Raw genomic sequence first — 20828 nt, 5'->3', positions numbered from 1 at the left:
TTGCCGCGCCGCGCAGGCGCTGCGGCCGGCGGCCGCCACGGATCGGAGGGGATGGACACAAGGATGTAACGAAGTCGGTCATAAAGGCCGTGTGTTAATGGCTCATCAAAATGGAAAGGCCGTGGAAATACGGATGCGCGACGGTGCGGATCGGCTAATAGGTCCGCCGCGTCATGGCGACGCGGGACCCGCCCCGTGCAAAAAAAACAAGTCGCCCCGAATCGGGGCGCGCGGTGATATCCGCATATGTCGTAAATGCTGCAATGCGGGACAAAACCTTAACAATTCAGACAGGAAAAGTCACGTTTCGGTCACGCAAGCTTTGCAACAAAATGAAACCCATGTTGCCGCAAAGCCGCCTCCATGGCCGATTCCGCCGATTGGGACACTTACCTTTCCCTACGCGCCGCAGATAATCGGCGCGCGGAAAGGCCGGTATCCCCACAAATGGGGGATGTGAATAAATATGGACTTCGCGCGCCATGTGCGCAAGGCGACAAATCGCAAGCCGGTAATCCGTGCCGTGCAGTTCGCATGGCGCCGCGCCCAATACCGCCCATTACCCGACATGTCTACAATCGAGCGCGTAGTTCGCCTCGCCCCCGCCCCACCCGCGGGGGCGTCCTCGTCATCCCGATCAGCACAGGAGTTCCCATGCCGTTTCGCCCCGCCGTTCGACCCGCTCGCCTTGCCGCCACGCTAGCCGGCGCCCTCGTTCTCGCCAGCGCCCCGGCACACGCCTACCTGCAGAACTACATGAGCAATACCGTCGTCGGCTCGATGACCCAGGCCGAAGCCAAGTCGTTCTCGCAGGCGGCCGGCAAGGCGCTGGCAAGCACGGCCGATGGCGACACGATGGAATGGACTTCGCCCGCTCAGGGCCGGCGCGAGCCCGTGCATGCCACCATCAAGGCGCTGGAAAGCAGAACGGATCAGGGACAGCCTTGCCGCAGGATGACGACCGAACTCAGGCGCGGCACCAGCGAGGAACGCTGGACCGGCTGGTTCTGCAAGCAGGCCAATGGCCAATGGAAGTCGCGCCGCGTCGGCGACTAGCGCGCGGGGCGCCGGGATAGGCCGCGCCGTGGCGGCCGGCGCTCAGCGGCAGAAGCGCGTCAGCAGTTCGCCCGGCACCGTGCCTGAGGCGGCCGGCTGCGGCATGCCGCGGTGCGACGCACGGATGGTATAGAGCGCCTCCCCGCGCGCGAAGCGGCGGGGAAACAGCGTCTGCTCGACCAAGGTGTACATCGACGTGGCGCAGTTGAGCACCATGCGGCGCAGCGAGGAACGGATCGGCTCGCCCGAGGCGGTCCGGATCGCGCCCGACGGGGCGTTGCGCATCAGCACCACGCCGACTTCGCTGCCCCAGCGTCGCACCGAGCGTTGATCGAGATAGGAAATCAGGCCGTTGGCTCCCATCAGCGGCACCCAACGCTGCGGGTCCAGCGTGGCGGGGTCGCCCCCGGCGACGGCCGTGCATCCCTCGCGCGGCGAGGCCCGGAAGACGATGCCGCCGTTGCTGCCCTGGCATTCGTACAGCGCGGCGGCCGCTCCGGCGGGACGGATGCCCGGCTCCGCGGCGGTTTCGGCCTGCAGCGGTGCGCAGGCCGCCGCGCCGACCAGCGCGACGAAGGCCCTGCGGGCGACGCGCGCGCGCCATGCCGCAGAGGCTGCACGGGGAGCGATGGGAGAGACAGTGGAACGAATGGCGGGAAAGACGGCGGGCAAAGCGGCGGAGAACGGCATGGCGGAACAGGCGAGACGGGCAAAACCAGCCGCATTGTCGCATACGCGTTCACGCGGCGACACCCTTGGACCGCCCTTTTAGCCGCCATTCCCCGCTTTTTCTGCGCTTTTCCCCTCACGCGCGCAGCGCCGCGCCCTCCAGCTCGCGCCACGCGACAAGATCAGCGATGGTCAGTACCGGCAGCCCATACATATGCGCGAACGCCAGCGCCTCCGGCCGCCTTGCCATGGTGCCATCCGGATTCATCAGCTCGCACAGCACGGCGGCCGGCGCCAGGCCCGCCATCCGCGCCAGCTCCACCGAACCTTCGGTATGGCCGCGCCGCGCCAGCACGCCGCCCTCGGCGGCCACGAGCGGGAACACATGGCCGGGGCTGACCACGGCGTCGGGACCGGCGTCGTCGGCGATCGCGGCCCGGATGGTGGTGATGCGGTCGGCCGCGCTGACGCCGGTGCTCACGCCCGTGCCGGCCTCGATGGAGACCGTGAAGGCGGTGCCGTGGCGGCTGCGGTTGTTCTCGACCATCGGACGCAGGCCGAGCCGTGCGACCTTGTCGCGGGTCAGGCACAGGCACACGATGCCGCTGCATTCGCGGATCAGCATGGCCATGTTCGCCTGCGTCAGGCGCTCGGCGGCGAGAATCAGGTCGGCTTCGTTTTCCCGATCGTCGTCGTCCATCAGCACGACGGGGCGGCCTTCGCGCATGGCGTCGAGCGCCTGCGCGATACGGACTTCCAGCGGACGGGCATCGGCCTCGGGCACGACGGCCTCGAGGGCGCCGGCCGGCGACTCGGACAGCAGCGACGGGGAGATCGCGGACAGCGGGGACAGATTGGACAGCATGAAACGCTCCTTGAAACAGATGATTGGGCGTTTCAGGGGATCAGCGGAGTTGCGCGACGGCATGCCGGACGTACGGACCGATGGCCCGCACGAAGGCACGACGCTGCCGGGCGAGGCGCGATGGCATGGCGCGGACCGATCGGCCGCGGACACGCGCGCCCCGGCGCGAGCCATCGCGAGGATGGCTCGCCGGCCAGGCGAACGACGGCAAGCACCGCCCATCTTCTTTCATCCGGACTATGACCGTCGGCCCTGGCATCTCACCAGATCTGCTGACCCCGCACCGCTGCTGCGGCACGGGCGCTCGCGGGCTCGTCGCGCGCCAATGGCGCGCGGCATACCGCCGGTGGGGACTTTCACCCCGCCCTGAAGACGTGACGACTGCCGACGGGACGGACCGGGCGGCCCGCCCCCTCGGCGGCGGAATGTTATCACGGCGATATGCGTTCGATTCGCGCGTGTACTACAACTAGACGGAACATGCGGGACGCGCCACGCGGGCCTGCCGACCGTTTTCCACACACGCCGACAGCCATGATCCCGTGCCCGCCCCGCCTTCCCGCGCCCTTCTTCCGCCTGCCCGCGACCGCGTCGCTGCGCCACCCGAGCCGCCGGCGGCTGGCCTGCCGGGCGGGACTCGCCGCCGCACTGCTCACGGCGGCCGCCGCGCATGCCGACCCCTCGGTCCAGCTCGGCTACGCGGTCGACAGCAAGCACGACATCGAGAAGGTGGAGCTGGCGCTGGCCTGGGACTCCGGCTTCGGCTGGGGCAACCCGGACGGTTTCCGGCTGGGCCTGAACTGGGAGGCCAACGTCGCCCGCTGGCGCAGCACCAGCGACAACAACCCGCGCAACCCGTGGGAATTCGGCCTCTCACCGATCTTCCGCCTGGCCTGGCAGCGCCACAACTGGGTCCCATTCCTGGAGCTGTCGATCGGCGTGCGGTTGCTCACCGATACGCGCACCTCCGACGACCATACGTACTCCACCGCCTTCCAGTTCTCCGACATGGCGGGCATCGGCGTGGCCTACGGGCGCGACCAGCGCTTCGCCGCGGGCTACCGCTACCAGCACATCTCCAATGCCGGCATCAAGACCCCGAATCCCGGCACGGACTTCCACACCGTCTATCTGCGCTACCGCTTCTGAGCCGCGCGCCTATCATGCTGCCGTGCCTGGGCCGCGCCGCCGGCGAGCGCTTCCATCGCTTCGCGGGAGGCATCGTCGGCCGGGAAGAAGCACTCGATGCGCAGCTCCTGCAGCGTGACGTCGTGCGCGTTACCCAGCGTGGTCAGCGTGGAGAACAGCGACGCGCGGAAGCCCGGCGCATCGAGCGCGACCGGCAGTACCGGCGGCAACGGACCTTCGGCGGCCTCGTCGTCCATCCTCGGCGTGCCGGCCGGCCCAAGCATGTCGGGATGCCACTGGGCGATGCGGGCGAAGATCTGGCGCGCGGTCTGGTCGTGCGCCTGCGCCTGCAGTTCCTGCCAGACCCGTCGCAGCAGGTAGCGCCCGACCTGCCTGGCATTGACGATACGGGACCACAAGCCCTCGGGATCGAACACCGACAGCATCAGGTTGATGCGTTCGCCGGCGCCGGGCATGTGCAGCATCGCCGGCGGATGCCCATCGAGCAGTACGTCCAGCATGCGCCGGTAGGCGTCGTTACCCTCGATCATGTTCCAGAAGCGGTCCAGCACCACGGCCGGGTACGGCTCCTGCTTGGCCAGGATCAGCGAGATGGCGTGCCGCACCATCTCCAGCGGCGGCTCGCCCAGGCCATGCTCGCTGTAGGCGGGCGCGAAGCCGGCCGCGAGCAGCAGCCGGTTGCGCTGGCGCAGCGGCACGCCGAGCCGGTCGGCCAGCGCGAGGATCATCTCGCGGCTGGGCCGGGCGCGGCCGGATTCGAGGAAGCTGATATGCCGTTGGGAGACGCCCGCCGCGAGCGACAGGGCGAGCTGGCTGTAACCGCGCTTGCCGCGCCAGTAGCGCAGCAGGCCGGGGAAGTCGACGGCGGTTTCGGAGCCGGGGGTCAGGGTGTCCATGCCGTGATTACAGCACGACGGCCGCAGCGCCGCGATGACCTTTCAGGTAATCGCCACCGCTTCCGGGCGCCGGCCCCGCCTGACGCCGATGTTATGCTTTGGGCCCGTACAACTCCTGCGCGCATAGGGCGCGCTGCCTGATGGAAATAGCCATACTGCTGGCGCTGATCTTGTTGAACGGCGTGTTCGCCATGTCCGAGATCGCCCTGGTGACGGCTCGCAGAGCCCGGCTGCAGAAATATGTCGAGGAAGGCGACCGCGGCGCGATCGCCGCGATCGAGCTGGGCGAGGATCCCACGCGCTTCCTGTCCACCGTGCAGATCGGCATTACCTCGATCGGCGTGCTCAACGGCGTGGTCGGCGAAGCCACGCTGGCGCAGCCGCTCGGCCTGTGGCTGCAGGGCCTGGGCATGCAGCAGCCTACCGCCGGCTATGTGGCTACCGCCATCGTGGTGGCGGGCCTGACCTATTTCTCCATCGTGCTTGGCGAACTGGTGCCCAAGCGGCTCGGCCAGCTCGCGCCCGAAGTCATCGCGCGCCTGGTGGCCCGGCCCCTGGCCTGGCTGGCCATCGCCTCCAAACCGTTCGTCAAGCTGCTGTCCGGCTCCACGCGGCTGGTCCTGCGGCTGCTCGGCGTGAAGTCGGGCGCCGGCCCGGTCGTCACCGAAGAGGAAATCCATGCCCTGCTGGTGGAGGGCTCGGAAGCCGGCGTGATCGAGCGGCACGAGCACACCATGGTGCGCAACGTGTTCCGCCTCGACGACCGCCAGCTCACCTCGCTGATGGTGCCGCGCGGGGATGTCGTCTGCCTGGACCTGGACCTGCCGCTGGAAGACAACCTGCGCCGGATCGAGGAATCGGACCACTCGCGCTTCCCGGTGGTGCGCGGCGGCATGCACGATGTGCTCGGCGTGGTCAGCGCCCGGCAGTTGCTGGCGCGCAAGCTGCGCGGCGAGGACCCCGACCTGGCCGGCGTGATGCAGACCCCGGTCTACGTGCCGGAGAGCGTCACCGGCATGGAGCTGCTGGAGAACTTCCGCTCCTCGGGCGGACAGATGGCCTTCGTCATCGACGAGTACGGCGAGGTGCTCGGCATCGTGACGCTGCAGGACCTGATCGAGGCCATTACCGGCGAGTTCAAGCCGGACATCGCCGGCGACGAGTGGGCGGTGCAGCGCGACGACGGCTCGTGGCTGCTCGACGGCCTGATCCCGATTCCCGAGCTGAAGGACCGCATCGGCCTGCGCATGGTGCCCGAGGAAGACAAGGAGCGTTACCACACGCTGTCCGGCATGCTGTTGCTGCTGCTGGGGCGCCTGCCGCAGACGGCCGACGCCGTGAGCTGGGGCGGCTGGAAGTTCGAGATCATCGACATGGACGGCAAGCGCATCGACAAGGTGCTGGCGGCCCCGCTGCCGACCGAGGACGGCCCGGAGCCGGATACCACCGGCTGAGCGCGGCGGCGCCGACGCGCCGCCGTCACCACCGGGCGGAGACCCGCGGCTATACTGGCATTCCCGTTTCGCCGCCGCCCGGAGATCCGCCATGTCCCTCCCCTTCCGCACCGCCGCCCTGACCGCCGCCCTGTCGCTGGCCGCCCTCGCCGGCCCCGCCAGCGCCCACCACGGCTGGTCCAGCTACGACGACAGCAAGCCGGTCGAGGTCACCGGCAAGGTGGTCGAGAGCCGCTACGAAAATCCCCACGCCACCATCCGCGTCGAAGCCGGCGGCAAGCGCTGGTTCGCGATCCTCGCGCCGATTTCCCGCATGCAGGCGCGCGGCGCCACGCAGGAAAAGGTCGCGGTCGGACGCGAGGTCACGCTGGTCGGCTATCCCAGCAAGGAAGACGCGAACGAAATGCGCGTGGAACGCATCAAGCTCGACGGGCAGACCGTCGAGCTGCGCTGAGCCGGTTCGCCGGCCGCGAACGCCGCCCGCGCATCCGCCTTCGTGACGACGCTCGCCGACTTCGGGGCACAGATGGCAGCGCTGCCGATATCGGCGGCGCTGCGCACTTCCGCCTGGGCCTACCCCGCCATCGAAATCGTGCACCTGACCGGCATGGCCTTGCTGTTCGGCACCATCGCGGTGGTCGACCTGCGGCTGGCGGGCGCGGCCCGCGCCCTGCCGGTCACCACGCTGCTGCGCCACGTGCTGCCGTGGACCATCGGCGCCTTTGTCGCCATCGTCGCCAGCGGCGTGCTGCTGTTCCTGGCGCATGCCGACGAACTGGCAACCAACCGCGCCTTCCTGGTCAAGCTGGCGTTGATCGCGCTTGGCCTGGCCAACGCCCTCTATTTCCATGTCCGTCCGTACCGCACGCTCGACGCCCCGGGCCGAAGCTGGAACGTCGATGCCGCCCCGCCCGCCATCACGCGCGCCTGCGCGCTGCTGTCGCTGCTGACCTGGACCCTCGTCATCTGCGCCGGCCGCCTGATCGCCTACGTGTAGCCGCCCGACAACCGGGCGTTACAAAATGGCACATCGCCCCCTTCGCGCGGGCACCGGCAAGGCAAAAAGTAACGGTAGAATTGCGCCAGTTTTTTGAACTCAGCGAAAGGAGTCCGTTGTGAAAAAAGGATGGATCTGGTGCGTTCTGTTTGCCACGCTGCTGGCCGGCTGCAACACCATGGCCGGACTGGGTCAGGATATCCAGCGAGGTGGCCAGAAGCTGGAAGGCGCCGCGGATCGCCACAAGTAATCGAGTCGTCGGCAGACCGACAGACAGCAGACAAGACCAAGCAGGGCGGCAGGCATGCCGCCACAGGGGAGCGTTCCAGCATCAAACGACGCCGGTCAGCGTGCAAGCGCTGCCCGGCGTTGTCTTTGTGCCTCGGCTACAGCAGTTCCTCGGGCGTGAACGGCGACAGCACGTTAAGCCAGAAGCGCTGCGACCAGGTTGTATCGGGCTCGATGTCGTGCACCACCGCCTTGTCGCCCTCGCCATCCACCCATTGCAGCTTGCCCTGGTCCGACAGGCGCAGCAGATAGCTGTTCTCCCCGACCGATCCGCTGAAGAGCTGCTCGACCTGCCCCGCGAGCCGCGCATTGCGCACGATGATGCCGGTCTCGGTGTTCTGGGTGACCGAGCGCGGATCGAAGTTCATCGAGCCGACGAACAGATTGCTGCGATCCACCACCGCCGCCTTGACGTGCAGGCTCGCCTGCGAAGACTTGAAGTCGCCGACCGCCTTCTGCGGCCGGTTCAGCCGCGATTTGAGCTCGTGCAATTCCACGCCGGCCTTCAGCAGATCGGTCCGGTAGCGCTTGTAGCCGACGTGGACAATGGGCGCATCGGTGGCCGCCAGCGAATTGGTCAGCACCCGGATCTTCACGCCGCGTGCGGCGAGGTCGGACAACAGCTTCAGTCCTTCCTTGCCCGGCACGAAATACGGCGAAATGATGATGACCTCCTGTTTGGCGTTGGCGATCATCCGCGCGAGCTCGTCGGCCAGCGTGTCGCCGCTGTCGGGCGTCTTCTGCGGCGACACCTTGGCGGGATCGTCCACCAGCACGCTGGCCTTGGCCCACTCCAGCGACAGCTTGTTGCTCCGGATCTGGCGGGCGAGGAAGCTGGCGCCCGGGTCGATGCGTTTGGGCGGGGTCATGCCGCGCTCTTCCAGCCGCTTGCGTTCCGCGTCCTCGTCCAGCACCGCCTGTTCCCCGTTGGCGTTGGCCTGCGCGGCAGGCGAAGACGCCGCCGCGGCGCCCACCCCCGGGTTGGCCGGGGCGTTGTTCGGGTTGGCCAGCGACTCGACCGGGAACGCGAAAGGACTCTTCCAGTATTCGTCGAAGGCCGCGGAGAGCTCGCGCACCGCCGGCCCCGCCACGATCACGTCCAGGTCCACGAAATTGGTATCCGGCGCGCGCAGGAAATACGCGTTGCCGATGTTCCGCCCGCCCGTCATGGCCAGCGCGTTGTCAGCGATGAAGACCTTGTTGTGCATGCGCCGGTTCACCCGGCGAACGTCCGCCGCGGAACTCAGCATGCGCGTGACCTTCGAGAATCGCCCCGCGGGGAACGGGTTGAACAGGCGGACTTCGATATTGGGATGCTTGGCGAAGCGCAGGAAGCCGATATCCTTGCCGTCGCTGTGCAGGTCGTCGACCAGCATGCGAACCCGGACGCCCCGTTCGGCCGCGGCCCGCACGCGCAGCAAAATCTCGCGGGAAGACTCGTCGGCTTCAACGATGTAGTACTGCAGGTCCAGCGTACGAGTGGCGCGGTCGGCCAGCGTCATCAGGGTGCCGAACGCCTCCTCGCCCGAGGCGACAAGATGGAAACCGGACAGCGCCGGGTCGGGCGCGCTCTGCGCCGTAAGCCGGCCCAGCGGCGTCGCGCCAGGGTCGGACAGCGCGGTGGACGGCTTGCGCGGCACGTCCTGAGGCAGGCTGGCACAGGCGGTGGCCGACAGAGCCAGCACCAGCGCGGCGAAAACACGTAGCCAGCAGGCACGCAAGCCTGGGGGGGATACCGCCGCGCCCCAGCCCCAGGCCGGAGCGGGGCGTGCCGCGTCCAGCCCAAAAAGCGCCACCATGCTGACTCCATCAGTCCAGATATCTGGAGCTTAGGTGCCGGGCCGAGGCGACGCAATCGGCATTTGTCCGACAGTACCGAATGGCATACGGCCCCCTGCCGCCACAGAAAAACGATCGGCCACCACAGCCATCATCGTTCGTTGTGCCGCTTCAGTTGGGGGCAGGGATGCTCGGACGTGCCGGCGTCGCACACCAACACCGTGTCGAGGTAGGCCTTTGTCCGGGCAGTCCAGTCTGGCTCCGGCTTCGCCTTCGTCGCGACCTGCACGACATACAGCGCTTCCGTACCACGGATGGAAACCATAGCGGCACTCTCGGGCTGTCGCGTCTTTGGATTCAGATCGCATGTCGCCAACCACCGGTTCGAGGGATACCCGTTGATGGGTAGAGCGGACTGGTCGCGGACGGAGAATGGGCCGCATGTCTTCTGCCAGGTCGTTCGCATATGGGTCGCAAACTCTTGGCTGCTCGCCTTCTGGCGTGGGAACACCTGCACCGTGACCATATCGGTCCAGTTGTCCACCGTTTGGCCGTTGGGGACAAACTCTACGATCCGGCCGCGGGGTGACTGCCCCTGGTGCGCGACCACGTACCCCGCAGGAGCCTGAACGAGCAGACGCTCCGCCGACCGCCCTTCCGATGAAAAACCAGGTGCGCCACCCGCTCCACCCCCGGCCGCACAACCCCCGAGCGAGGCGGAACTTAGAAGAAGCACTATGGCGGCTATTCTTGCGTGCATAACGTTTGTCGGCGTCAAGGTGAGAATATTCCGGCGGATACACCGGCCACCGACCATTGCCGAGCGCTGGAGCCGATAGTCATTGGGGACGATGCAAGAAGCCGCAGTGGGACAACCAGTTAACGGCGCTGTGATCGAACACTTGAATGGGGCACTACACCCGCAGAGCGAGCGGTGCACTACTGTCGCGAAAAGGTTTCCCGCCGTCCCGATTTGGCCCGATAGACAAACATCCCTGCGGTCTCCGAATTCGCGGCCTACAGGAACAGATACCAGTACAACGCCACATCCTCCCTGACATTCTCGTCCAGCTGGCTGTACAGATAACGGTCATAGCCCCCCAGCACAAAACCGTACCGTGCATAGAAGCGGCAAGCGGACACATTGGACGATTGCGTTTCGAGTCGGATCGCGCTGAGGTTCAAGGTCGCCGCCCACGCCACGGCTTCGTCCATCAGGCGTTTGCCGATGCCCGTGCGACGGTAACGGCGCGATATGGCAATGTCCTCAATGCTCGCGCAGCCGTTCCATGCCGTGGTGGCCAGCAAGTAGCCCGCAACATGGAATCCATCCTTCGCTACCAGGAGCAAGCGACCTGGATCGGAGTCGAGTTCGGATAACGATTTGTCAGCCCCGTAGGTCTTTGTCCGCGGCTCGACTGGCACCACGCTCGGCATGCCGGGCCCATCGAATGGGGCGACCGCCTCCCACTCTATGTCAAAGGAGAAGTCCTCCGCCGCCAACGCAGCCGGCGCGATTCTGTCGACACGTTCAATGTGCATACGCCCCTTCTTTAGCTCCTCGATAAACCGGCACAGTGTTACCGAATCACCTACCGCGGCAGAATCGATGCAAGCTCGCTAGCTCGACTGGCCGATATAGGTGCGTCGTCGTCAAATTAGCGTCGGCCGTCCGGCCCCGGCCACGACCAGGCACTCGTCTGAATAGCTGCAATCCGTCGCTTCCGTTCAGAACCCACGGGACTGCATCGAATCAGGCGTTCTCGGAACCTCCGGTGATGATCGAATAGCGATCTATGTCCGTGCGAAGCTTCCAGCCATTGCGTGTCCAGAACTTCGACGCGATTGAATTCGCTTTCAGCACATCGATGTGGCTCTTCTTGATACCAAGACCTTCAAGTTCTAGCAGACACTGCTTAACGAGCGCGTTGGCAATCCCCTTTCGCCTGTGCTCTGGCAGTACGAGAAGATGCTGCAGATATCCGCGTCTGCCGTCATGCCCGGCCATGATGCACCCAACGATGGCTCCGCCAATTTCGGCGACGAAGCTAAGGCCGGGGTTACGCTCGAGATAACGAAGCGTGGATTCCCATGAGTCGGCATTCCGTACTGAAACGCCCGCCGTAATCCTCATGAGCTGTATCAAGACGTCATAGTCGTCTATGGTCATGACCCGGATCTGAAACATCGATGCGCTCTTTGATTTTGAGAACACATCGATGGTAGCGGAATCCGCTCGTAGTATCTCTTACGGAATGCTTAGGATGGCGAAACGCCGGCGGCGATCCGACCTATCCCGCAGGCTACATAACCGATGGCGTTTCGAAGATAACACTTTGGCAAGTTGCGGATGTCGCAGCGTTCACGGCGTCTGATCGCAAAAACACGGTCGCCCTCCCATCACCTCGCGCTAAAACCCCAGACCGATCCCAAACTCGATACTCTTTTCGCGCGAGTACGGACTGGACGCCATCTCCTTTACCTGAAAGGAGATCGCCAGATGATTCGGCTTACGGAACACACACATTGCGAGACAGATCCCATGCTGTCTTATCAGAGTGGATGGAGATGAGAAAAGGAGTCCTTACTCATCAGCACATCCACACGGTGCACCTTTGCCGCATCGGCCAGGATGGCGTTCATCCGCTCGCGGTCGCGGAAAATGTCTCCGCCACGGCCGTCCACATGTGCCTGGCGCCCCGCCAGATCGGGAAATGCTTCGAAAATGGCGAAGCTGGTCTGTGAAAACCGGACGGCGAACCACGGGCCCGTGGCAGGCTCGTCTTCGACGCAAGCCCGGATATCACGCAGCATCTGCACTACGGCATCTTCCTGACCGGGGCGGGCTTCGATCCGGATGAAGAATGCCTTGCGGCCTTCAGCACCTTGTTCTCCGAGAACCTCCACACCGCGGTGCGGTGCGTGGACGATTTCCGGTGTAGGGTCGAGCGAATGGATTGGCAGATGGGTCATGCAAGTCTCCTCGTTGAATGCGAGTAGTGTCGTGCCCGCACTTCCTTGGCCTATGCATAAACGTCGATATTTCTTGCCTAATTGTCTGGACTTGATGGGTCGTGCAGACGGATGTGCTTAAATTCCACATGGTCGACGAATTGAAGCATGCGCTCCTTCGCTACACGCGATCCCACCCTCAGGTGGAAGGCGTGGCGGTAACGCCTGTGCAAGGCTTCAACCTGTTCCACCGTACAACACCGAGTGAGGTGGAGCACACCGTGGTGAATCCGCTGGTATGCCTGGTACTGCAGGGACGCAAGCGGGTCTCATTGAGCAGTGGTGTGTCGTCATATAAAGCTGGAGACATGTTCATGGTGACCGGCAATATGCCGATTGCCAGTCGGATCAGCCAGGCCAACGTTGCCAGTCCCTATCTTGCGTTAGCGCTCGACCTGGATCCAACCGTGATCACCGATCTAGTGATGAGCGAGTCCGAAGCATATTCATCGCGCCCCGCCCACGACACCAGCGGCGATCTGTGCGATGCCCTGCGTCGGCTGGTAATGCTGCTCGACCGCCCGAATTCGCTCGCGGTGCTCAAGAATGGCTTGGTTCGGGAAATTCATCATTGGTTGCTGCTGGGCCCCCAAGGCCACGCGGTCCGGAACCTGGGCCTTCCCGATAGCCATGTGCGGCGCATCGCACGCGCTGTCGCGATCCTTCGTGCGAACTACGCCCAACCAGTGCGGATCGAGCGCCTGGCGGCGGCGGCTGGCATGAGCCGAGCAGCGTTCCACCAGCACTTCCGCGCGATCACATCGCTGTCGCCACTACAGTTCCAGAAGCAGCTGAGATTGATCGAGGCACGCCGGCTGATCTTGTCCAAAGGTAAACGCTTGAGCCAGGCCGCTCTCGAAGTGGGATACGAAAGCACCTCGCAGTTCAGCCGGGAATACAGCCGAATCTTCGGCCGGCCACCGATCAAAGATAAACAGGCAGCAGCTGACCGGTGAAGATTCGTACCGTCTGACCGAAGGCCCTACTTTCTCAGAACCTTCCCTGTGGCGCCGTGGAGATAGCGCTTCCCATCCCATCAGCCAATCGTTGGAATACCCCAACCGGCTAATAGGCTGGAATTCAGGCCGCCCGTCTGATTGCGGCGAGGCCGGTCAGGCCATGCGCCGCAGGCCGGCCGCCTCCGTCGCCAGCTGACGGATACGCGCCCAGTCCTTCCCCGCGACCGCATCCTTTGGTACCACCCACGAACCGCCAACGCACACGACATTCGGCAGCGCGAGATATGTTGCGGCCTTGGCCGCGTCGATACCGCCGGTGGGGCAGAAGCGCAGCTGCGGCAGGGGTCCGCCCAGCGACTTGAGCATCGGCGCGCCGCCCGCGGCTTCCGCGGGGAAGAACTTCAGGAAGGTGAAGCCCTGCTCCAGCGCGTACATGGCTTCGCTGGCGGTGGCCACGCCCGGCAGCAGCGAGACGCCGGCGCCGCGCGCGGCTTCGGCCAGCGTTGGCGTCAGGCCCGGCGATACGGCGAACTGCGCGCCGGCGTCGCGCACGGCGTGCAGCTGGTCCTGGGTGAGGACGGTGCCCGCGCCGACGCAGGCTTGCGGCAGCGCGGCGGCCACTGCCTTGATGGCGTCCAGGGCCGCGGGGGTGCGCAGCGTGATTTCGAGCGCGGTGAGCCCGCCGGCCACCAGCGCTTCGCAGACGTGCACGGCCTCGTCGGCCGACGAGAATTCGAGCACGGGGATGACGGGGACGCCGGCAAGGCGGTCGATCAGCGAGGGAGATTGGCTTTGCATGGCAGTGTCCGTAGTCCTTGGTGTGAGTCCGTGGCGTTTATCCGATCACCGATACCGACTGCGCGAGGCGCGCTAGCACGGTGTCGCCACTGGGGATGGGCGCCACCGCGCCGTAGCCGGTGGTCGACAGGGCGGCGGCGACATTGGCATAGCGGGCGGCCTCGAACGGCGAGTCGCCGGCCGCGAGCCGCGCGATGAAGCTGCCGCCGAAGCAGTCGCCGGCGCCGGTCGCGTCCAGCGCGCGTACGGGATAGGGGGCCACCAGTGAGCGGGCCTCCGGCGTCGCGACATAGGCGCCCTCCTCGCCGAGCTTCAACGCGACCACGCCGATGCCCAGCCCGAGCAGATGGTCGACGATGGCGTCGCGATCGTCCAGGCCGGTGAGCACGGTGATGTCGTCCCAGCTCGGCAGGCAGACGTCGGTGAACGAGAACGCCTCGCGCATGATGCCGCGCGCGCGGGCCAGCGACCATAGCCGCAGGCGCAGGTTGGTGTCCAGGCTGACGCGCACGCCGGCCTTACGGGCGAGCTCCATCGCGGCCAGTCCGCTGTCGCAGGCGCTGTTGCTGATGGCGAGGCTGATGCCGGACAGATGCAGGAAGCGCGCATCGGCGATGGCCTGCTGCGGCAGGTGCTCGTGGCTGTAGCGGCTCGCCGCCGAGCCGGCGCGCAGGTAGTCGAAGCGGTGGCCGTGCGCGTCGTGCGAGACGAAATACACGCCCGTCGGGGCCTCGGGATCGATGCGCACGTGGCGGGTGTCCACGCGTTCCTGCGTCCACAGCGCCATCAGGCGCTCGCCGAAGCTGTCCTCGCCCACCGCGGTGATATAGCCGGTGCGCGCGCCCTGGCGCGCCGCGGCCACGCAGAAGTTCGAAGTGTCGCCGCCATAGCCCTGCAGGTAGCGGGTGGGATCGTCCGGCTGCTGGTTGAACTCCACCATTGCTTCGCCGAACGCGAGAATGTCGATGCTCATGATCCGTTGGTCCTGGCCGGTTGGCCGTGTGGTTCGGGTTGGTTCACCGCGGGCGCAGGCAAGGCCGCGCCCGGGGCGGGCGCTAGAAATACGTCTGCACGATGTCGATCACGCGAAGGTCGGCGTCGAGCACGGGTATATGACGCCATTTGTCGAAGGTCAGGCACGGATGCGAGATGTCGAAGGCGATCATGTCGCCCACGCGCACGTCGTCACCCGGCTGGATCTTCAGGTATGCGTGCTGGTCCATCATGCCGGTGATCTCCCAGTGCGCCGGTACCGCGGCGGGCTCGTTGCCGCTGCCGGGGCGATGGATGCGCGCGGGGATCGGCATGCCGGCATCGAAGGCCGCATCGCGCTTGCCCATGCCGATGATGACGCGCTCCGGCTCGGGAATCGACTGCACATAGGCCCATAGTTGCAACGCGGGCAGCAGGCCTTCGCGCATCTTCTGCGCGACGGGGTTGCTGGCGAGAATGCGCTGCTGCGCGGCGCGATAGATGCCGACATCGTGGGTCAGATAGCACCCCGGGCGCAGCACGATGTCGATCGGCGCGCCAATGTCGGCGCGGGCGAACTCCTCGGCCACCACGTCGTACCACGCCGAGCCGGCTCCGGACATCACCACCGGGCTGCGTCCGAAGCGCCCTTCCCCGGCCAATTGCCGCGTGACGGCCACCGTGCGGCGCAGGAAGGCGCGGATGTCCTCCTCCTGCTGCAGCACGCCTTCGTACACTTCCACGCCGGCCAGCGTGAGGGCACCGCTCCAGCGCTCCAGCGCGGCCAGCACGCTGGCCTGCTGCGCGTCGTCGCGCACGCCGGTGCGCCCGCCGGGCACGCCCAGCTCCAGCAGCACCTGCAGCGTCTGGCCGCGTTCGCGGAAGAACGCGCCGAGCTGGTCGACCAGTTCGGCCGAGTCGACCAGGCACATGAATTCGAAGGCGGGATCGCGCAGCAGGTCCGCGACGATCTCCATGTTGCGGCGGCCCACCAGCTGGTTCGCCATCAGCACGCGCTTGACGCCATGCGCGTGCGCCGCGGCGGTCTGGTGCGCGGTGGCGAGCGTGATGCCCCAGGCGCCCGCGGCAAGCTGGCGCGCGAACAGCTTTGGGGCCATCGTCGTCTTTCCATGCGGCGCAAGGCGGACGCCGTATTCGTCCATGAAGCGCCGCATCCACGCCAGATTGTGCGCGAGGCGGTCTTCATACAGCACCGCGGCAGGCAGGCTCAGCGCTTCGTCGAGCAGGCGCCAGCCCGGGAGCGCGCCCGCCTGATCGGGGGCCAGCGGGGCGTCCAGCTTGCCGAGCGCCTTGTTCAACGGGTCGATCATGCCGCTTTGGTACTTTATTTCATGCATGCTGTCATCACCCTGCAAAAATTCCGGTTGACGTAATCATATCGCCGAAATTACGATATTTCACCTTTGTTATAAAGTAACACGCCAGGCCTGGCAAGCACGCGCGGACCAGGGGGCCGGCTCCCCGCCACCGCGCTCCCTACAGCATCGTCCCGCCGCCCCGATCCGGCAAGCCTTCCGCTCATTCCATGACCGCGCCCTTCGACATCCTGACCCGCATCGCCGAACGCGGCCCCACGCTGCGGCTGGCGGAGCAGAAGGTTGCCCAGGTGATCCTGGCCGACCTCGCGGGCGCGGCCGCCTCCAGCATCAACGATCTGGCGCGCAATGCCGGCGTCAGCGAGGCCAGCGTGACGCGCTTTGCCAAGGCCATCGGCTGCCGGGACGTGCGCGACCTCAAGCTGCGGCTGGCGCAGGCCACCGCCGTGGGCCAGCGCTTCCTGCGCGCGGAAGCGTCGCGCGGCGAGGCGCCGGTGCCCGAAACGCTCGCCGACCGGCTGCACCAGGACGTGCTGGAAACACTCGAGGTCAATCGCCAGCTGATCGACGAGGACCACGTGGAGCGCGCCGCGCGCCTGTTGCTGGACGCCCGCATGATCTACGCTTTCGGCATGGGTGGCGGCTCGTCGCTGATGTCGGACGAGGCGCGCTACCGCCTGGCGCGGCTGGGCCGGCCGGTGGCGAGCTACCAGGACGCCCTGCTGCAGAAGATGGTGGCGGCGACGCTGGCCAAGGACGACGTGGTGCTGGCCTTCTCGGTGACCGGCAACGTGCCCGAGATGATCGCGAGCTGCGATATCGCCCGCGAATACGGCGCGCGCGTGGTCGCGGTCACGGCGCTGGGCTCGGCGCTGGCCGCGCGGGCCGATGTGCTGCTGCCGGTGCGGGCGCTGGAAACCGACTTCATCTTCAAGCCATCGGCCTCGCGCTACGCGCTGCTGCTCGTGCTCGACGTGCTCGTGACGCGGCTCGCGCTGCTGCAGCAGGACCACAGCCAGGAGCGGCTGCGCCGGCTCAAGTACGTGCTGGACACACACCGCGGCGCCGCCGCCGGCTTCGATCGCCGCGAGCCGCTGGGAGACTGACCATGCCTCATCTGTTCGACACCCTGATCCGGCGCGTGACGCTGCTCGACGGCTCCGGCGCCAGCGCGCGCCTCGCCGACGTGGCCGTGCGCGACGGGCGCATCGCCCGCATCGCGCTGCTCGACGGCGACGACACTCCGATCGATCCGGACAGCGCGGCCCATGTGGTGGATGGCGACGGGCTGGTGCTCGCGCCGGGCTTTATCGACGTGCATACGCACGATGACACCAACGTGGTACGCCAGCCCGAGATGGCCCCCAAGCTGTCGCAGGGCGTAACCACGGTGATCGTCGGCAACTGCGGCATCAGCGCCGCGCCGGTCTCGCTGCGCGGCGAGCCGCCGGATCCGATGAATCTGTTGGGCCAGGCCGCGGATTTCCGCTACCCGGACTTCCGCGCCTATGTCGAGGCAGTCGACGCGGCACGCCCTGCCATCAACGTCGCTGCGCTGGTTGGCCATACCGCCTTGCGCAGCAACCATATGGACCGGCTCGATCGCGCGGCCACCGCCGAAGAGATCGCGGCCATGCGCGCGCAGCTAGACGAAGCGCTGGCCCACGGCGCGCTGGGCCTGTCGACGGGCCTCGCCTACGGCAATGCGATCCATGCACCCACGGAGGAAGTGCTGGCGCTTGCCGAACCGCTCGCGAAGGCCGGCGGCCTGTATGCGACGCATCTGCGCAGCGAATTCGCCGAGATTCTCGACGCGATGGACGAAGCCTTCCGCATCGGCCGCCATGCCCGCGTACCCGTCGTCATCTCGCACCTGAAGTGCGCCGGCATGGCGAACTGGGGCCGCAGCGGCGAAGTGCTGGAGGCGCTGGAGGGCGCGCAGCGCTGGCAGCCGGTGGGCTGCGACTGCTATCCGTACACGGCGAGTTCGTCGACGCTGGACCTCAAGCAGGTCACCAGCGACTTCGATATCCAGGTCACCTGGTCCGAGCCCCATCCCGACATGGGCGGACGGCTGCTCGCCGACATCGCCGCCGAGTGGGAGGTCGATCTGATGGAAGCGGCGCGCCGGCTGCAGCCCGCGGGCGCCGTCTATCACTGCATGGAGGACGCGGATGTGGACCGCATCCTCTCGCACCCGGCCACCGTGGTGGGCTCCGACGGCCTGCCCAACGACCCGCTGCCGCATCCGCGCCTGTGGGGCGCGTTTCCCCGGGTGCTGGGCCACTACGCGCGCGACCGGGAGCTGTTCCCGCTGGCCGTCGCCGTCAACAAGATGACCGGCATGTCGGCCGAGCGCTTCGGCCTGTCCGGACGCGGCTTCGTGCGCGAAGGCTATTGGGCGGACCTCGTGCTGTTCGATGCCGCCACCATCCGCGACGCGGCCAGCTTCACCGACCCCATGCAACCGGCCGAAGGCATCGCCGCGGTCTGGGTCAACGGCGAGCTCGCCTGGCAGCAGCGGCAAGCCACCGGCGTTCGCGCGGGCCGCTTCCTTCCCCGCGGCACCGCCGGCGCCGATTCCCGATAAAGCATCACCGATCAGCAGGAGTATTCATGGAAATCAAACGATTCGGCGTCGAAGGCGGCACCGGCACCGGCGGCCAGCACATGCCGTTCGCCCGCGCGGTGCAGGCCGACGGCTGGCTGTATGTGTCGGGCCAGGTCCCGATGGTGGACGGCGAGGTGGTCGAGGGCAATATCGTCGCGCAGACGCACCAGGCCATCCAGAACGTGCTGGCCATCCTCACCGAGGCCGGCTACGGCCCCGAGCATGTCGTGCGCTGCGGCGTGTGGTTGGACGACGCCCGCGACTTCGCCTCGTTCAACAAGATCTTCAAGGAATACTTCGGCGCCAATCCGCCCGCGCGCGCCTGTGTGCAGTCCAGCATGGTGGTGGACTGCAAGGTCGAGGTGGACTGCATCGCCTACAAGAAGCCAGGCCAGTAAGCCATGGCCATCCGGCACGACAGCAGGCCGGATGCATATCGTCGTCATCGTATGAGCCTGCCGCCGCGCGCCAGCGCGGGGGCAACGCGCGCGACGGCTTCCCTTGCGGGATGGCCGTCGGTGTTTCATGACCGGCCGCTCACAACGCGGCTTTTTTCATAGCGGACGCGGGTGCCCCGACCGGGCAGGTCCCGCTCAAAGGAGACAAGATGGCTACCGTCGCCGGAACCACTCTTCTGATATACGCGCTGATCGCGGTGATCGCGCTCGTGGTGCTGATCGCCAGATTCAAGCTGAACCCCTTCATCACGCTGGTGGTGGTGTCGGTGCTGCTCGGCTTCGCGGTCGGCATGCCGATGACCGAGATCGTCAAGTCGTTCGAAGCCGGGGTGGGCGGCACGCTGGGCCATATCGCGCTGGTGGTGGGCCTGGGCACGATGCTGGGCAAGATGATGGCCGAGTCCGGCGGCGCCGAGCGCATCGCGCGCACGCTGATCGACTTCTTCGGCGAGAAGAACGTGCACTGGGCGATGGCGACCATCGCCTTCATCGTCGGCCTGCCGGTGTTCTTCGAGGTGGGCTTCGTGCTGCTGGTGCCGATCGCGTTCAACGTGGCCAAGCGCACCGGCACGTCGATGGTGCTGGTGGGCATTCCGATGGTCGCCGGCCTGTCGGTCGTGCACGGCCTGATCCCGCCGCACCCGGCGGCGCTGCTCGCCGTGACCGCCTATGGCGCGGACATCGGCAAGACCATCCTGTTCGCGCTGATCGTCGGCGTGCCGACCGCGGCCATCGCGGGACCGCTGTTTGCCCGCCTGATGGACCGCTACGTCAAGCTGCCGGATTACAACCCGCTCGCCGACCAGTTCACCGAGGAAGCTGACGACGTGGCCGCCTCGCACCAGTTGCCCGGCTTCGGCATCACGGTGTTCACGATCCTGCTGCCCGTGATGCTGATGCTGATCGGCAGCTGGGCCGACCTCTTCACCACGCCGAAGACCTTCGCCAACGATTTCCTGAAGCTGATCGGCAACTCGGTGATCGCGCTGCTCATCGCCGCGCTGGTGAGCTTCTATACCTTCGGCAAGGCGCGCGGCTTCAACCGCGAGACCATCCTGCGCTTTACCAACGAGTGCGTGGCGCCCACCGCCATCATCACGCTGGTGGTCGGCGCCGGCGGCGGCTTCGGCCGCATCCTGCGCGACTCGGGCGTGTCCAACGCCATCGTGGACGTGGCCACCGGCGCCAATGTCTCGGTGCTGATGCTGGGCTGGCTGGTGGCGGTGATGATCCGGATCGCCACGGGCTCGGCCACGGTGGCGATGACCACGGCCGCCGGCATCGTCGCCCCGATCGCCGCCAGCGTGCCGGGCACGCGGCCCGAGCTGCTGGTGCTGACCACCGGCGCGGGCTCGCTGATCCTGTCGCACGTCAACGACGGCGGCTTCTGGCTGGTCAAGGAGTACTTCAACATGACCGTCGCCCAGACCTTCAAGACGTGGTCGGTCTGCGAGACGATCATCTCGGTGGTCGCGCTGGTGCTGACCCTGGCGCTCGCCACGGTGCTCTGAGCAGGCTACGGGGCGGC

The 20828-nt window shown here is 66.7% G+C and carries 22 protein-coding genes and 1 riboswitch; of the genes, 11 read left to right on the top strand and 11 right to left on the bottom strand.

Annotated elements, in window-relative coordinates; translation table 11 throughout:
* The first annotated feature begins 654 nt into the window (after positions 1–654).
* Entirely contained in the window at positions 655–1056 is a 402-nt protein-coding gene (locus LDO27_RS00625) for a hypothetical protein (protein WP_224039019.1), read from the top strand.
* A 42-nt stretch (positions 1057–1098) separates the two neighbouring features.
* On the opposite strand, the gene LDO27_RS00620 is transcribed toward LDO27_RS00625, so the two are convergent.
* Complete coding sequence (locus LDO27_RS00620; protein ID WP_224039018.1) at positions 1099–1746, bottom strand: surface-adhesin E family protein; 648 nt, start codon at positions 1744–1746, stop codon at positions 1099–1101.
* Between the two features lie 115 nt (positions 1747–1861).
* Positions 1862–2590 carry a 3,4-dihydroxy-2-butanone-4-phosphate synthase gene (ribB, locus tag LDO27_RS00615; protein WP_222205296.1) on the bottom strand — a complete coding sequence of 243 codons (729 nt, stop codon included), beginning with the start codon at positions 2588–2590 and terminating at the stop codon, positions 1862–1864.
* 216 nt (positions 2591–2806) lie between these two features.
* A riboswitch (FMN riboswitch) is annotated at positions 2807–2968 on the bottom strand.
* A 156-nt stretch (positions 2969–3124) separates the two neighbouring features.
* On the opposite strand from ribB, the gene LDO27_RS00610 reads away from it, so the two are divergent.
* Complete coding sequence (locus LDO27_RS00610) at positions 3125–3739, top strand: acyloxyacyl hydrolase (RefSeq protein ID WP_224039016.1); 615 nt, start codon at positions 3125–3127, stop codon at positions 3737–3739.
* Here LDO27_RS00610 and LDO27_RS00605 read toward each other — a convergent pair.
* Positions 3727–4635: a helix-turn-helix domain-containing protein gene (locus LDO27_RS00605; RefSeq protein WP_224039015.1), complete on the bottom strand. Its 909-nt coding sequence runs from the start codon at positions 4633–4635 to the stop codon at positions 3727–3729. The two genes, LDO27_RS00610 and LDO27_RS00605, sit on opposite strands and share 13 nt — an antisense overlap.
* Positions 4636–4775: 140 nt before the next feature.
* Here LDO27_RS00605 and LDO27_RS00600 point away from each other — a divergent pair, with 140 nt between their 5' ends.
* The 4 genes from LDO27_RS00600 to LDO27_RS00585 all read left to right on the top strand — a co-directional run bounded on the left by LDO27_RS00600 (position 4776) and on the right by LDO27_RS00585 (position 7336).
* Positions 4776–6089, top strand: a complete 1314-nt coding sequence (locus tag LDO27_RS00600) for a hemolysin family protein (RefSeq protein ID WP_222205288.1) — start codon at positions 4776–4778, stop codon at positions 6087–6089.
* Between the two features lie 91 nt (positions 6090–6180).
* The gene (locus tag LDO27_RS00595) at positions 6181–6543 is read left to right on the top strand and encodes a DUF6152 family protein (RefSeq protein ID WP_224039013.1); all 363 of its coding nucleotides are present in this window, start codon (positions 6181–6183) and stop codon (positions 6541–6543) included.
* A gap of 42 nt (positions 6544–6585) precedes the next feature.
* A complete protein-coding gene (locus tag LDO27_RS00590) occupies positions 6586–7086 on the top strand; it encodes a DUF6644 family protein (protein ID WP_224039011.1) in 501 nt (166 codons plus the stop codon).
* Positions 7087–7204: 118 nt separating this feature from the next.
* Entirely contained in the window at positions 7205–7336 is a 132-nt protein-coding gene (locus LDO27_RS00585; protein WP_041680161.1) for an entericidin A/B family lipoprotein, read from the top strand.
* A gap of 136 nt (positions 7337–7472) precedes the next feature.
* On the opposite strand, the gene LDO27_RS00580 is transcribed toward LDO27_RS00585, so the two are convergent.
* The 5 genes from LDO27_RS00580 to LDO27_RS00560 all read right to left on the bottom strand — a co-directional run bounded on the left by LDO27_RS00580 (position 7473) and on the right by LDO27_RS00560 (position 12126).
* Positions 7473–9173 carry a phospholipase D family protein gene (locus tag LDO27_RS00580; protein WP_224039009.1) on the bottom strand — a complete coding sequence of 567 codons (1701 nt, stop codon included), beginning with the start codon at positions 9171–9173 and terminating at the stop codon, positions 7473–7475.
* Between the two features lie 131 nt (positions 9174–9304).
* Entirely contained in the window at positions 9305–9478 is a 174-nt protein-coding gene (locus tag LDO27_RS00575) for a hypothetical protein (RefSeq protein WP_224039007.1), read from the bottom strand.
* 692 nt (positions 9479–10170) lie between these two features.
* Positions 10171–10695, bottom strand: coding sequence for a GNAT family N-acetyltransferase (locus tag LDO27_RS00570; RefSeq protein WP_224039005.1), 525 nt, complete (start codon positions 10693–10695; stop codon positions 10171–10173).
* 211 nt (positions 10696–10906) lie between these two features.
* Positions 10907–11323, bottom strand: a complete 417-nt coding sequence (locus tag LDO27_RS00565; protein ID WP_224039003.1) for a GNAT family N-acetyltransferase — start codon at positions 11321–11323, stop codon at positions 10907–10909.
* A 383-nt stretch (positions 11324–11706) separates the two neighbouring features.
* A complete protein-coding gene (locus LDO27_RS00560) occupies positions 11707–12126 on the bottom strand; it encodes a putative quinol monooxygenase (protein WP_224039001.1) in 420 nt (139 codons plus the stop codon).
* Between the two features lie 128 nt (positions 12127–12254).
* Here LDO27_RS00560 and LDO27_RS00555 point away from each other — a divergent pair, with 128 nt between their 5' ends.
* Positions 12255–13121 carry an AraC family transcriptional regulator gene (locus LDO27_RS00555; protein ID WP_224039000.1) on the top strand — a complete coding sequence of 289 codons (867 nt, stop codon included), beginning with the start codon at positions 12255–12257 and terminating at the stop codon, positions 13119–13121.
* Between the two features lie 156 nt (positions 13122–13277).
* On the opposite strand, the gene LDO27_RS00550 is transcribed toward LDO27_RS00555, so the two are convergent.
* The 3 genes from LDO27_RS00550 to LDO27_RS00540 all read right to left on the bottom strand — a co-directional run bounded on the left by LDO27_RS00550 (position 13278) and on the right by LDO27_RS00540 (position 16252).
* Positions 13278–13922, bottom strand: coding sequence for a bifunctional 4-hydroxy-2-oxoglutarate aldolase/2-dehydro-3-deoxy-phosphogluconate aldolase (locus LDO27_RS00550; RefSeq protein WP_222209148.1), 645 nt, complete (start codon positions 13920–13922; stop codon positions 13278–13280).
* A gap of 37 nt (positions 13923–13959) precedes the next feature.
* A complete protein-coding gene (locus LDO27_RS00545) occupies positions 13960–14895 on the bottom strand; it encodes a sugar kinase (RefSeq protein ID WP_224038998.1) in 936 nt (311 codons plus the stop codon).
* Between the two features lie 82 nt (positions 14896–14977).
* Positions 14978–16252 (bottom strand): amino acid deaminase, encoded by a 1275-nt coding sequence (locus tag LDO27_RS00540; RefSeq protein ID WP_224038996.1) that lies wholly within the window; start codon positions 16250–16252, stop codon positions 14978–14980.
* A gap of 188 nt (positions 16253–16440) precedes the next feature.
* On the opposite strand from LDO27_RS00540, the gene LDO27_RS00535 reads away from it, so the two are divergent.
* The 4 genes from LDO27_RS00535 (at position 16441) to LDO27_RS00520 (ending at position 20811) form a co-directional block, all read left to right on the top strand.
* A complete protein-coding gene (locus LDO27_RS00535; RefSeq protein ID WP_222209155.1) occupies positions 16441–17337 on the top strand; it encodes a MurR/RpiR family transcriptional regulator in 897 nt (298 codons plus the stop codon).
* 2 nt (positions 17338–17339) lie between these two features.
* Positions 17340–18821, top strand: a complete 1482-nt coding sequence (locus tag LDO27_RS00530; protein WP_224038995.1) for an N-acyl-D-amino-acid deacylase family protein — start codon at positions 17340–17342, stop codon at positions 18819–18821.
* A 26-nt stretch (positions 18822–18847) separates the two neighbouring features.
* Positions 18848–19240, top strand: a complete 393-nt coding sequence (locus LDO27_RS00525; protein WP_224038993.1) for a RidA family protein — start codon at positions 18848–18850, stop codon at positions 19238–19240.
* A 209-nt stretch (positions 19241–19449) separates the two neighbouring features.
* Positions 19450–20811 (top strand): GntP family permease, encoded by a 1362-nt coding sequence (locus LDO27_RS00520; protein ID WP_224038991.1) that lies wholly within the window; start codon positions 19450–19452, stop codon positions 20809–20811.
* Positions 20812–20828: the final 17 nt, after the last annotated feature.

It is taken from the genome of Cupriavidus respiraculi (genome assembly GCF_914271545.1).
Classification (GTDB): domain Bacteria; phylum Pseudomonadota; class Gammaproteobacteria; order Burkholderiales; family Burkholderiaceae; genus Cupriavidus; species Cupriavidus respiraculi.
Note: the sequence above shows the minus strand (reverse complement) of the source record. Positions and strands in the feature narration are given on the sequence as shown.